An 11,880-nucleotide genomic window follows, 5' to 3' on the forward strand; every position below is an offset into this window, starting at 1 on the left:
AGCCCGCCCTAATCCTGTCCCAGAACCGCCCCAGTACCGCTTCTGTACTGCCGACCCCGTAGTCAGCGCGCACATATCAAAAAATTTGCATGCTTTAGACGTATATGACGATAAAATAGTTCCGTGGCTCAAAATAAGATTATTCTGTATTACCAGTTCGCCCCCATCGCCGACCCGCAGGCGGTCATGCTCTGGCAGCGTGCCCTCTGCGAGAAGCTCGGCCTGCGCGGGCGCATCCTCATTTCCAAGCACGGTATTAACGGCACCCTCGGCGGCGAAATCAACGCGGTCAAGGCGTACACCAAGGAAACCCGCAAGTACCCCGGCTTCAAGAACATGGAGTTCAAGTGGTCCGAGGGTGGCGCGGAGGACTTCCCCCGCCTGTCCGTGAAGGCACGCGACGAGATTGTGGCTTTCGGTGCTCCCGACGAGCTGCAGGTGGACGAGAACGGCGTCGTTGGTGGCGGCGTGCACCTGAAGCCTGAAGAGGTCAACAAGCTTGTTGAAGAGCGCGGCGACGAAGTGGTCTTCTTTGACGGCCGTAACGCGTTTGAGGCGAAGATTGGCAAGTTCAAGAACGCTATCGTTCCCGACGTGCGCACCACCCACGACTTCATCCGCGAGATTGAGTCCGGCAAGTACGATCACATTAAGGACAAGCCGGTCGTCACCTACTGCACCGGCGGTATTCGCTGTGAGATTCTCTCCGCGCTCATGAAGAACCGCGGCTTCAAGGAAATCTACCAGATCGACGGCGGCATCGTGCGTTACGGCGAGAAGTACGGCGATAAGGAACTGTGGGAAGGCTCGCTCTACGTCTTCGACAAGCGCATGCACATGGAATTCACCCCGGACACCGTCACCATCGGCAAGTGCGAACAGTGCGGCGCCCCCTCGAATAAGTTCGAGAACTGCTCCAACGATTCCTGCCGCGAGCTGGTTCTGCTCTGCCCCGAGTGCGCAGCTGATGACGCGAAGCGCCACTGCGTGCCCGAGTGCTCGGTGGACCGCGAAGCAGCTGAGGCGAACGCCTAATGGCAGCCGCTAAGGGCGGCGCGGTTCAGATTTCTGAACCTCGCATTGAGGAACACCCGGCGATGGTCGTTGCCGGCGTTTCGCAGGTGTTCCCCCTGGACGGCGACTTCTCCTCGCTGTGGGATGAGCTGAATCAGAAGGCGTCCCCGGCGATGCTGGATGTTCTGAACGTGACCCAGTACCTGGGCGTGTGCACTCAGCCGAACCCGAAGGGCCAGGTCCGCTACACGGCGGGTTTCCTGGTGTCGGAGCCGGCGAGCGCGGCGAAGCTTGGTCTGGGCGTGCTGGAGTTGCCTGCGAGCACCTATGCGGTGGTTGAGGTGACCGGCCCGATTTCGGAGTCCATTCCGGCTGGCTTTGCGAGCTTCGAGGAGGCGTTCTTCGCGAAGAATCCGCAGTACCGCCCGGTGGGTGGCCTTGAGGTGTACGGTCGCGGCGATATGCAGGCGGCTGATTACCGTATGGAGCTGTGGGTTCCGCTGGTGAAGCGTTCCTAGGGCAGTTTGTTTCTGCCGTTGTAGTTGCAGTTTTAGCTGTTGAATAGAAGGGCCCGGTGGTGCGATGCGTTCGTTCCGCCGGGCTTTTTTGTGCCCTTTTCGGCTGTATTTTGCGCCAGCATTTTGTGGCGGTATGTGTGCCTCGTGCGGGTGAGGCGTGCGGGCGGGTGAGGCGTGCAGGTGGTGTGTGCAGCGAAAGTTGGGGAGGGATGCTCTGTGCGTAATACCCTGAAACAAAATACTTGACATGTAAAGTAATTGGGTTTAGATTTAAAACACTAGCCCGGCACTACAAGAGCCCGAGCGCAACCCGCAAAGGAAAAACCATGAGCACCAACCTGAACAGCACCCCGCAGCTTGACGAGTCTATCCGCATCAGCCACCTCGAGCCCATGCGCGGCGACGAGAAGAAGCTCGGCTTCCTCTCCTTCGGCCACTGGGCTGAGGTCCCCGGCTCCCGCGTGCCCTCCGCTGCAGAATCTCTACATCAGGCAATCGACCTTGCCGTAGGTGCCGAAGACATCGGGCTGGACGGCGCGTTCTTCCGCGTACACCACTTTGACCAGCAGCAGGCGACCCCCTACCCGCTGCTCTCCGCCATCGCGGCGAAGACCGAGCGCATTGAGCTTGGCACCGGTGTGATCGATATGCGCTACGAAAACCCTCTCTACATGGCAGAACTTGCCGCCATGGCTGACCTCATTGCGGCGGGTCGACTGCAGCTCGGCGTCTCCCGCGGCTCGCCCGAATCCGTGATTCGCGGCTTCGAAAGCTTCGGCTACTACCCGGCAGAGGGCGAAGACGAGGGTGACATGGCGCGCCGCCACCTCGACATTTTCCTCAAGGCAATTGAGGGTGAGGGCATGGCGCCCAGCGCTCGCGTTCCCGGCAAGTACGCACCCGTCCAGCCGCAGTCGCCGGGCCTGCGCGACCGCATCTGGTGGGGCGCGGGTACCGATAGCACCGCCGTGTGGACCGCGCAGAAGGGCCTGAACCTCATGTCTTCGACCCTGATGCTTGAAGATAAGGGTATTCCCTTCGACCAGCAGCAGGCGCAGCAGATTCGCCTCTTCCGTTCCGAGTGGGTGAAGGCGGGTCACTCCGGTGTTCCGCGCGTTTCGGTCTCCCGCTCGGTGCTGCCCATTATCGACGAAACCTCGGCACGCTACTTCGGTCGCCGTGCCGCGGAGGATTCGCAGGACTACACCGGCATTATCGACAACGCCTTCTCGCGTTTCGGCCGTAGCTACATTGGCGACCCGGCGGATATTGCTGAAGAGCTTGCCCGTGACGAGGCGGTTCAGGCGGCAGACACCGTGCTGCTGACGATCCCGAACCAGCTGGGTGTGGACTTCAATCTGAAGATGCTCGACGCAATCGTGAAGGAGATCAAGCCCGCGCTGACCACTAAGTAAAGCCCCTGAGGTGAAGATTCCGCAGAACCTTCTGCGCTAGCAGAGTTTCGCGCCAGCGTGCCGCCGTCGCTTCCGTGATGGGCGGTGGTCGCTGATGAGCGCGAACTCTGCCGCCTCCCGAGGGCAAGGGCGCGGAGCACGTGCGGCAGTCCGCGCAAGTGGACAATTGGTCAGTTATCACTGTATAGTCATCGTATGCTGACTATTGCTTCACACCTCGACGTTATGAACCGGCTCGGCCGCGCCATGGCCGACCCGACACGTTCCCGGATTCTGATGACCCTCCTCAGCGGCCCGAGCTATCCAGCCGTGCTCTCGCGCGAGCTGGAACTGACCCGCTCGAACGTGTCCAACCACCTGACCTGCCTGCGCGATTGCGGAATCGTCGTCGCCGAGCCCGAGGGCCGCCAGACGCGCTACGAGATCGCCGACCCGCACCTCGCCGCGGCACTGACGTCCCTGATTGACGTCACGCTCGCGGTGGACGAGGCCGCGCCGTGCATCGACTCGGAATGCTCGGTGTCGGGCTGCTGTGGAACGGCGGCGGGAGCATGAGCGAGACCCTGACCACCGCGCGCCGCGCGATGCTGCACCGGCGCGTCCGCTTCATCGTTGGCTTCACGATCACGTACAACGTAATCGAGGCAATCGTCGCAGTCTGGGCAGGCGTCCTCGCCTCGTCCGCGGCGCTCATTGGCTTCGGGCTCGACTCGGTTGTCGAGGTACTCTCGGCCGCGGCCATCACCTGGCAGTTCACCCGCAAGGACCCTGAGCGGTGGGAAACGGTCACCGTCAAGGCCATCGGCATCGCGTTCTTCGCGCTGGCGGCCTACGTCTCGATCGACGCGGTGCTGGCCCTGGTCGGCCAGGAGGGCCCCGACCGCAGCCCGCTGGGTCTCGGCATCACCGCGCTGAGCCTGGTCGTCATGCCTCTGCTGGCGTGGATTGAGGTCCGCACCGGGCGGGAGCTGGGCTCCAAGAGCGTGATGGCCGACGCCAAGCAGCTCATCCTGTGTATCTACCTCTCCGGTGCAGTGTTCATCGGCCTCGTCCTCGACAGCCTGTTCGGCTGGTGGTGGGCTGACTCGGTCGCGGCGCTGGTCGTGGCGGTGCTCGCGGTGCGCGAAGGCCTGGAGGCCTGGCGCGGCGACGTCGAGTCGCCGTTCGAAGTGCTAGAGGACCTCGAAGACGACTGACCCGTCACCCGACGTTGAAGAGCCAGTGCTGCAACCCAGACATGCGCTACGAAAACCCGCTCTACATGGCTGAACTTGCCGCCATGGCCGATCTCATTGCGGTGGGTCGACTGCAGCTGGGCGTGGACTTCAACCTGAAGATGCTTGAGACAATCGTGAAGGAGATTAAGCCCGCGCTGACCACCAAGTAAAGGTCCTGAGGTGAAGATCCTGGGGTAAAGGTCCTGGGGTAAAGACCCCGTGCCAAGCTGTTTCCTGCGCTCTGTAATGCGCTGAGATGCTTGTTTCCATACAGCTTGAGCCACGCATACAGCGATGCCCCGGCAGGCACCCGCAAGGGTTCCGCCGGGGCATTACTATGCTCACATTCTTAGAAATCCTTCTATCTAGAAGTCCCTCTGTCTAAAAATCTTTCGTCTTTTCCCAAGGCTCAATAGCGCCCGGAACCACCTCAAACAGCGGATGCGCACACGCCGCCAGCTCGCCGCGTGCCGCCAGCCGCTCGTTCAACCGGTGCTCCCACTCGGGGTCGCGCCCCGCCACCTTGTGCTGTAGAAAGGCGAGCTCGTACTCCAGCTGACCCAAAGGAACGGGAATACGCGCAACCGAAGCGTACGGGTTTTCTGCCTTGCCAGTGCAGTTTTTATCGGTGCCGTTTTTGCCTGAACTATTTTTGCCCGTGCTATTTTCGCCCGCGCCAATCAGTGCACGGTTGAACGAGTAGCCGCGGGCATCCGCCTCATCCGCCAGCCCGGACAGGTAGGCGGCAACCGCCTCCAGAGGCAGCGGATGCGCGCGAAAACGAATCAGCTGCGGATGGTTCGTGTACCCGCGAGTCAGACCCCGCAGAACCTTCTGCGCCAGCAGGGTTTCACGCCAGCAGGCGACCAGGGCGCGCCGATCGAGCAGACAGGGGTGAAGGGACCAAATGCGCACGCCTAGCCCTGCGCTTCTGCAGAGCTCTCGCCAGCCGATGCTGCGCCCGCGTGCTCGTCGCTAAAGTGCAGGAAGCTCTTGAGCACCAGTTCGCGCACCGCGTGCAGCAGGGTATCGCGCGGATGCTGCTCCTGCGTACCGCGCGCGGCGGCTGCCGCCTCGTCGTATTCGGGCCAGGACAGCAGCATGGCAAGAGCCGCCACAATCTGACCCACAGCAAGCTCACCATCGCTCGCCGACGCAAAGCCCGCGGTTTCGGTGGAAAGCAACTGGGTACGGCACAATCCTGAACCGGCACGCAGCAGAATGACGCTGGGGTGCTCGGCGCCGGGGCGGCCGTGACGTTCCTCGGTGACGTCTTCGGCGACCTCCAGGTGCGCGGCGAGGAGCGCCTCATCATCCATGGCGGCGAGGCGGTCGTAGCGGCGCACGGACTCGATGAGGGCGCGGGCGATGGGCTGCTGAATCGGGTAGGTAATCTCCTCGAAACGCTGCAGGGGCTCGGTCACGCCTGCCACGGTGGATTCGCTCGGGCGGCGCAGCCAAATCATGCCGAAACCAATAGAATGAACGTTCCGGGAAGCGAAGTCGTTCAGGTACGCCACGTAGGTCTGCTCGTAGTGGCTGCGGTCGCGGTTCTCGCTCGCATCCTTCAGCCAGGTCTCCGCGTAGGAGGCGGGGGTCAGCGCCTCACGCTGAATGAACCACGCCTCCGCGCCGCCGTCGGCAACCCAAGCGCGCGGACGCTCATCCCACGGGCGCGGTGCTTCCGGGTCCGCCGAATCGCGAATAATTTCCCAGTTGCCCAGCATCTGCGCGCGGCCACCGGGCACCAGCACCGAAGGCAGCTGACGCACCATCGTGCTCACAATTTCGTCACCGGGCAGGCCGCCGTCACGGTAGGTGAACTGCTCCTCGGCGCTCTCACCGGCAACGCGCGGGGTAATCACGAACGGCGGGTTCGACACCACCAGGTCGAAAAGCTCACCGGCGACCGGCTCCAGCAGGGAACCCATGCGCAGGTTCACGCGCGCCTGCGGGTTCTGCGGGTCAATATTGAGTGCCTGCGCGTTCAGCAGCAGGTTAAAACGGGTGAACGCCAGGGCACGCTCTGAAATATCGGTAGCGGTCACGTGCTCGGCGTGGGCGAGCAGGTGGAAGGTCTGAATACCGCAACCGGTGCCCACATCCAGGGCGCGCTTGACGGGGGTGCGCTCGGTAATCTGCGCCAGAGTCAGGGATGCGTGACCGATGCCGAGCACGTGATCCTTGCGGAGTACGCCGGGGCGCTGATGCGCACCCAGGTCGGCGGCAACAAAGATTTCGGTGCCGTCGTCGGCGGCGTGCGGGCGCAGGTCAACGCTCGCGGTCCAGCGGGTGGAATCCGCCGCGTCGCGTTCAATCAGTGCGGCGTCCTCAAAATCAACCAGGGTATCTGCGAAAACCTCGGCTGCCTCAGCCTCGGTGATCGGGCGAGCTAACAGGAAAAACGCCAGCAGACGCGCCAGGTTCTTCTCACCCGCGCTGTAATCACCGCGCAGAATGTGCTCCACACGCCACAGGCCCGGAACCACCTGGTCGCGAGCCATCGCCTCAGCCGCCTCAACACCGAGCAGCTCCTGCACAGCGTCATAGCTGTAGTTCAACGCCAACAGGCGTTCACGGATGCGGGTCAGGCGGGCGTAATCATCGCTGCGGGGAGCATCCGCAACGGCGGCGTACTCGGGGGCGAAAGTGGCGGCAGAAATAGTCATGCACACCATTCTACGCACCCGCCGCACCCTGCCGCCCTGCCTGGTCTTCCTACTAGCCGCCTTACCTAACCGCCCGAGCGCGCCGCACCGCTGCATGTGCTTTCCAGCTCCGACCCACCCACTGACCAAAACCGTCATCTACCGCAAGAGTGCCCACCCCATCGCATACACTGAAACCATGAGTAACCTGTACCCCGATGAAAGTATCAGCGTCGACAAGTGCTGGGAGCGCCTGCACGCGAACACTCTCGGCCGCCTCATCCTCACTGACGGACAGCACGTCGATGTGCTGCCCGTGCTCTACGCCGTCGCCCACCAGGGTGCCACCCAGGAAATCTACATCCGCACCACTCGCGGCAATAAGTTCTCCTCCGTGGTGGTCAGCCGCCGCGTCGCCTTCGAAATCGATGAGACCCTCGAAGACGGCATCCGCTCCGTCATCGTGGTCGGTATTGCGCACTGGCTGCCGCCGGAAATGACCCCGCAAATCGTGCGCACCTTCGACCTGCCCGACTCCGAAACTCACGAAATGCAGTGGGTGCGCATCGTGCCGCAGACCGTGTACGGCCGCGAATACCCGCTGCTACCCGCCTACCTGGACGGCACCCATCCCGACTCGGACACCCTCACCAGCTAAAAGCGCCGGTTCGCGGGTGCGGTGCGCCCCAGCAACCGCCCCCATGTATCCCGTGCACACACCACCGCTCCGGTACCGTATGATGTACCGAGTACCCTGCGCACTCGTGCAAGCTCAACACGCCCGGTCCTCATCAACTAGAACCGTGCCAGCTCGCCCAGTGCCGGGTCACCGCGCGCTCGCCGCATGAAACGCACCGAGCGCACCACATCAACCCAACATAAACTACACCCCCACCGACCGTCGCACCCGCGTACACCACAACCAGTCGGCGCCCACAAGCGCCAGCGTAGGTTATGGTTGAATACGTAGCTTTTCAACACACAGATAGAGGAGTGCCGTGCCCGCTCAGGCAAAGACCGGAAAAGCCCTGCTGATTGTGGAGTCTCCCTCCAAGGTCAAAACCATTAGCAGCTACCTCGGCGAGGACTACCTCGTCGACTCGTCCATGGGCCATATCCGCGACCTTCCGCAGCCCTCCGAACTGCCCGAAAACCTCAAAAAGAGCCCCGTCGGCAAGTTCGCTGTCAACGTTGAAGAGAACTTCGAACCCTACTACGTGGTCAACCCCGACAAAAAGAAAAAGGTCGCCGAACTCAAGCGCAAGCTCAAAGAAGTAGACGCGCTCTACCTGGCAACCGATGGTGACCGCGAAGGTGAAGCCATCGCATGGCACCTGAAGGAAGTCCTCAAGCCCAAGGTACCCGTCTACCGCATGACCTTCCCCGAAATCACCCGGGAAGCCATTCAGCGCGCCTTCGGCGAACTGCGCGACATCGACCTGCACCTGGTCGACGCGCAGGAAACCCGCCGTATCCTCGACCGCATCTACGGTTACGAAATTTCCCCCGTACTCTGGCGCAAGGTCGGCCGCGGCCTCTCCGCAGGTCGCGTGCAGTCCGTCGCAACCCGCCTCGTCGTTGAACGCGAACGCGAACGCATGGCATTCGTCGCCGCCAACTACTGGGACCTGACCGGACGCTTCCTGACCGCAGCCTCCGAAGGCTTCGACGCCAAGCTGGTCGCCGTAGACGGTAACCGCATCGCCACCGGCAAGGACTTCGCCGACAACGGCACCCTCAACACCTCCAAGGTCACCCACCTGAATGAGGAAGCCGCCCGCGCGCTCGCCGCAGCCCTGCAGTCCGCCGCGTTCTCCGTACGCTCCGTTGAGACCAAGCCGTACAAGCGCCGCCCGGCAGCGCCGTTCACCACCTCCACCCTGCAGCAGGAAGCCGCACGTAAGCTGCGTTTCTCCTCCCGCGTGACCATGCAGGTGGCGCAGCGCCTCTACGAAAACGGTTACATCACCTACATGCGTACCGACTCGGTGGCACTGAGCGAGCAGGCGATCTCCGCCGCACGCCGCCAGGCATCCGAGCTGTACGGCGCCGAGTTTGTGCCCTCAGCACCGCGCGTGTACACCTCCAAGAGCAAGAACGCGCAGGAAGCCCACGAAGCAATCCGCCCCGCGGGTGACACCTTCCGCACCCCGGACGCTGTGCGCGGCTCCCTGTCCAACGACGAGTTCCGCCTCTACGAGCTGATCTGGAAGCGTACCGTCGCCTCCCAGATGGCTGACGCGACCGGTTCCACCGCCTCCGTACGCCTGGGTGCCGTGGCGTCTAACGGACAGGACGCTGAGTTCGCTGCATCGGGCACCGTCATCACCTTCCGCGGCTTCCTCGCCGCCTACGAGGAGGGCGTTGACGCATCCCGCGTGGCTGAGCGTGAGGCGAAGGACGCTGAGAAGCGCCTGCCGAACCTGACCACGGGCGAGGCACTGACCGCCGAGGCTATTGAGCCCGCCGGCCATGAGACCCTGCCGCCCCCGCGCTACACCGAGGCGTCCCTCGTGAAGACCCTGGACGAGCTGGGCATTGGCCGCCCGTCCACTTACGCGGCGGTTATTTCGACCATCATGGACCGCGGATACGTGAACGTTCGTTCTGGTTCGCTGATTCCGTCCTGGACCGCGTTCTCGGTGGTGCGCCTGCTCGAATCCAGCTTCGGCCCCTACGTGAACTACGAGTTCACCGCGCAGATGGAAGAAGACCTCGACCGTATCGCACGCGGTGAGGAGTCCCGCGTCGAGTGGCTGGGCGAGTTCTACTTCGGCGGTGGCTCCAAGCGCGGCCTGAAGCCCATCGTCGACAACCTCGGCGAGATTGATGCCCGCAGCATCAACTCCATCCCGATTGCTGACGGCATCGTGCTGCGCGTGGGCAAGTTCGGCCCCTACCTGGAAGCCGAAGGCACCCTCGACACCGAGACCGGCGAGCTGACCGAGCCGGTCCGCGCGAACGTACCCGCCGACCTGGCACCGGACGAACTGACCGAGGCGAAGGCACGCGAACTGCTCGAACAGGGCAAGTCCGACGGCCGCGTGCTCGGCGTGGACCCCGCCACCGGCCGCCAGATTGTGGCTCGCGACGGACGCTTCGGCCCCTACGTCACCGAGGTTATCGAGGAGATGACCGAGGAGCAGATTCAGGCGTACCTGGACGCGCAGCCGACCGAGTACTACAAGAACGGCAAGCCCAAGCCGAAGAAGAAGCCGAAGCCCGAGAAGCCGCGCACCGCGTCCCTGTTCAAGTCCATGGACTTGGCGACCGTGACCCTGGAGCAGGCGCTACAGCTGATGAGCCTGCCGCGCGTGCTCGGTACCGACGCTGAGGGCGTGGAGATTACCGTGCAGAACGGCCGCTTTGGCCCGTACCTGAAGAAGGGCACGGACTCCCGCTCGATTGGCAGCGAGGACGAGATCTTCACGATTACGCTGGAGCAGGCGCTGGAGATTTATTCCCAGCCGAAGCAGCGCGGTCGTGCGGCGGCTAAGCCTCCGCTGGCTGAGCTGGGCGTGGACCCGGTTAGCGAGAAGAAGATTGTGGTGAAGGACGGCCGCTTTGGTCCGTACATTACCGACGGTATTACGAATATTACGGTTCCGCGTGCGGAATCGGTCGAGTCGCTGACCCACGAGCGTGCGGTGCAGCTGCTTGCCGACAAGCGTGCGAAGGGCCCGGTCAAGCGTAAGACCGCAGCGAAGAAGACCACGACCGCTAAGAAAACTAGCACTGCTAAGAAGACTACGGCTAAGAAGACGACCACTCGTAAGACCGCGGCAAAGAAGACCGCCGAGTAGCGTTTCTGCTTGAAGGCGCAGGATGCGTCCCGCAACCCCCGCGTGGGGGAGGGGCGCCTCCTGCGCCTTTTGTGCGTTAGGAGAATGAGTGCCCGGCGCGCTTTTATACTTGCGCTGTGCTGATGCTGGGCATCCGCCCGGATTGTTTGCGGAGTGACCCGCGCCTCTGACAGACTGGAAGAGGCGCCGCACCTGCGGTACCGCACACAGATAGTATCCCGCCGCGGGGCGGGGGAGGGGAGTGCATCGTGCGCCTGGGAGTTCTGGATGTCGGGTCGAATACGGTCCACCTGCTGCTGATTGACGGTAGCCCTGGAGCGCGCCCCGAACCGTACGCGTCCCACAAGATTCCGCTGCAGCTCGTGCAGTACCTCGACGCTGAGGGCAATATCTCGCAGGAGGGCGCGGACGCGCTGACCCGCTTCGTGACGAGCGCCCGTGATTTCGCTATTGAGAATGAGGCGGAGGACCTGCTGGCGTTCTCCACGAGCGCTATCCGTGAGGCGGGTAACGGCTCGGCGGTGCTGCAGCAGGTGCGTGAGCAGACCGGCGTGAGCCTGAACGGTATTTCGGGTGACCAGGAGGCGGCGATTACGTACTTTGCGGTGCGCCGCTGGCAGGGTTGGGGCGCGGGCCGCATCCTTGATTTTGATATTGGTGGCGGCTCGTTTGAGTTTTCGACGGGTACGAATGCATTGCCGGATGCGGCGATGAGCGTGCCGCTGGGTGCGGGCCGTTTGACGCGTGAGTTTTTTGATGAGCAGCCGCCGAAGCCGAAGCAGGTGAAGCGTCTGCGTAAGTATGTGCGTGAGCAGATCGCCCCGGTCGCGGAGAACCTGCTGAAGTATGGCACGCCGGATATGACGGTGGGTACGTCGAAGACGTTCCGTTCGCTGGCGCGTATTTGCGGTGCGGCGCCGTATTCGGCGGGCCCGCACGTGAAGCGTGAGATGCATCTGCAGGATTTGCGCCTGTGGACTCGTCGCATGGAGGCGATGACCGTCTCTGAGCGTGCTGACTTGCCGGGCGTTTCGAAGGCACGTGCGGAGCAGATGCTGGCGGGCGCTATCGCGGCGGAGGCGGCGATGGAGGCGTTTGGGATTGAGACGATGCGCGTGTGCCCGTGGGCGCTACGTGAGGGCCTGGTCCTGAAGCGTATTGAGCATTTGGCGGAGGGTACGGGTACTCCGGTCAACCCGAAGACCCTCCTGGGTGCGTAACCGGTGCGTGACGTGGCCGAATAGCCGCAGCTGAACCCCGCAGGC

The 11,880-nt window shown here is 63.1% G+C and carries 10 protein-coding genes and 1 pseudogene; 9 read left to right on the forward strand and 2 right to left on the reverse strand.

Going from position 1 to position 11,880, the window contains the following annotated elements; translation table 11 throughout:
• The first annotated feature begins 123 nt into the window (after nt 1-123).
• The 6 genes and pseudogenes from HXO69_RS07495 to HXO69_RS08975 form a co-directional block, all read left to right on the forward strand.
• On the forward strand, nt 124-1,035 hold the full coding sequence (locus HXO69_RS07495; RefSeq protein ID WP_005504694.1) for a rhodanese-related sulfurtransferase: 912 nt from the start codon (nt 124-126) through the stop codon (nt 1,033-1,035).
• Entirely contained in the window at nt 1,035-1,532 is a 498-nt protein-coding gene (locus tag HXO69_RS07500; protein ID WP_005504695.1) for a GyrI-like domain-containing protein, read from the forward strand. The genes HXO69_RS07495 and HXO69_RS07500 overlap by 1 nt, the downstream gene beginning before the upstream one ends.
• A gap of 326 nt (nt 1,533-1,858) precedes the next feature.
• Nucleotides 1,859-2,947, forward strand: coding sequence for an LLM class flavin-dependent oxidoreductase (locus HXO69_RS07505; protein ID WP_005504696.1), 1,089 nt, complete (start codon nt 1,859-1,861; stop codon nt 2,945-2,947).
• 195 nt (nt 2,948-3,142) lie between these two features.
• Nucleotides 3,143-3,502 carry a helix-turn-helix transcriptional regulator gene (locus tag HXO69_RS07510; RefSeq protein ID WP_005504697.1) on the forward strand — a complete coding sequence of 120 codons (360 nt, stop codon included), beginning with the start codon at nt 3,143-3,145 and terminating at the stop codon, nt 3,500-3,502.
• On the forward strand, nt 3,499-4,143 hold the full coding sequence (locus tag HXO69_RS07515; RefSeq protein WP_296546283.1) for a cation diffusion facilitator family transporter: 645 nt from the start codon (nt 3,499-3,501) through the stop codon (nt 4,141-4,143). Before HXO69_RS07510 ends, HXO69_RS07515 begins: the two co-directional genes overlap by 4 nt.
• A gap of 38 nt (nt 4,144-4,181) precedes the next feature.
• A pseudogene (locus HXO69_RS08975) lies at nt 4,182-4,268 on the forward strand (luciferase); the annotation flags it as partial.
• A gap of 277 nt (nt 4,269-4,545) precedes the next feature.
• On the opposite strand, the gene HXO69_RS07525 reads toward HXO69_RS08975, so the two are convergent.
• Both HXO69_RS07525 and HXO69_RS07530 read right to left on the reverse strand, forming a co-directional pair.
• Nucleotides 4,546-5,079 (reverse strand): pyrimidine dimer DNA glycosylase/endonuclease V, encoded by a 534-nt coding sequence (locus HXO69_RS07525; protein WP_296546287.1) that lies wholly within the window; start codon nt 5,077-5,079, stop codon nt 4,546-4,548.
• A 2-nt stretch (nt 5,080-5,081) separates the two neighbouring features.
• On the reverse strand, nt 5,082-6,833 hold the full coding sequence (locus HXO69_RS07530) for a methyltransferase (protein WP_296546288.1): 1,752 nt from the start codon (nt 6,831-6,833) through the stop codon (nt 5,082-5,084).
• On the opposite strand from HXO69_RS07530, the gene HXO69_RS07535 reads away from it, so the two are divergent.
• The 3 genes from HXO69_RS07535 to HXO69_RS07545 all read left to right on the forward strand — a co-directional run bounded on the left by HXO69_RS07535 (nt 6,832) and on the right by HXO69_RS07545 (nt 11,835).
• Entirely contained in the window at nt 6,832-7,470 is a 639-nt protein-coding gene (locus HXO69_RS07535; RefSeq protein ID WP_296546290.1) for a pyridoxamine 5'-phosphate oxidase family protein, read from the forward strand. The two genes, HXO69_RS07530 and HXO69_RS07535, sit on opposite strands and share 2 nt — an antisense overlap.
• A 340-nt stretch (nt 7,471-7,810) precedes the next feature.
• Nucleotides 7,811-10,615 carry a type I DNA topoisomerase gene (gene topA / locus HXO69_RS07540; protein WP_296546292.1) on the forward strand — a complete coding sequence of 935 codons (2,805 nt, stop codon included), beginning with the start codon at nt 7,811-7,813 and terminating at the stop codon, nt 10,613-10,615.
• A gap of 248 nt (nt 10,616-10,863) precedes the next feature.
• Nucleotides 10,864-11,835 carry a Ppx/GppA phosphatase family protein gene (locus HXO69_RS07545; RefSeq protein WP_296546294.1) on the forward strand — a complete coding sequence of 324 codons (972 nt, stop codon included), beginning with the start codon at nt 10,864-10,866 and terminating at the stop codon, nt 11,833-11,835.
• Nucleotides 11,836-11,880: the final 45 nt, after the last annotated feature.

Source organism: Rothia sp. (in: high G+C Gram-positive bacteria), assembly GCF_015265375.1.
Classification (GTDB): Bacteria; Actinomycetota; Actinomycetes; order Actinomycetales; family Micrococcaceae; genus Rothia.

Bases quoted from the DNA above. Each gene is read 5' to 3' on its own strand.
- HXO69_RS07500 (WP_005504695.1), top strand. From the start codon at position 1,035: ATGGCAGCCGCTAAGGGCGGCGCGGTTCAGATTTCTGAACCTCGCATT.
- HXO69_RS07505 (WP_005504696.1), top strand. From the start codon at position 1,859: ATGAGCACCAACCTGAACAGCACCCCGCAGCTTGACGAGTCTATCCGC.
- HXO69_RS07510 (WP_005504697.1), top strand. From the start codon at position 3,143: ATGCTGACTATTGCTTCACACCTCGACGTTATGAACCGGCTCGGCCGC.
- HXO69_RS07515 (WP_296546283.1), top strand. From the start codon at position 3,499: ATGAGCGAGACCCTGACCACCGCGCGCCGCGCGATGCTGCACCGGCGC.
- HXO69_RS07535 (WP_296546290.1), top strand. From the start codon at position 6,832: ATGCACACCATTCTACGCACCCGCCGCACCCTGCCGCCCTGCCTGGTC.
- HXO69_RS07530 (WP_296546288.1), bottom strand. From the start codon at position 6,833: ATGACTATTTCTGCCGCCACTTTCGCCCCCGAGTACGCCGCCGTTGCG.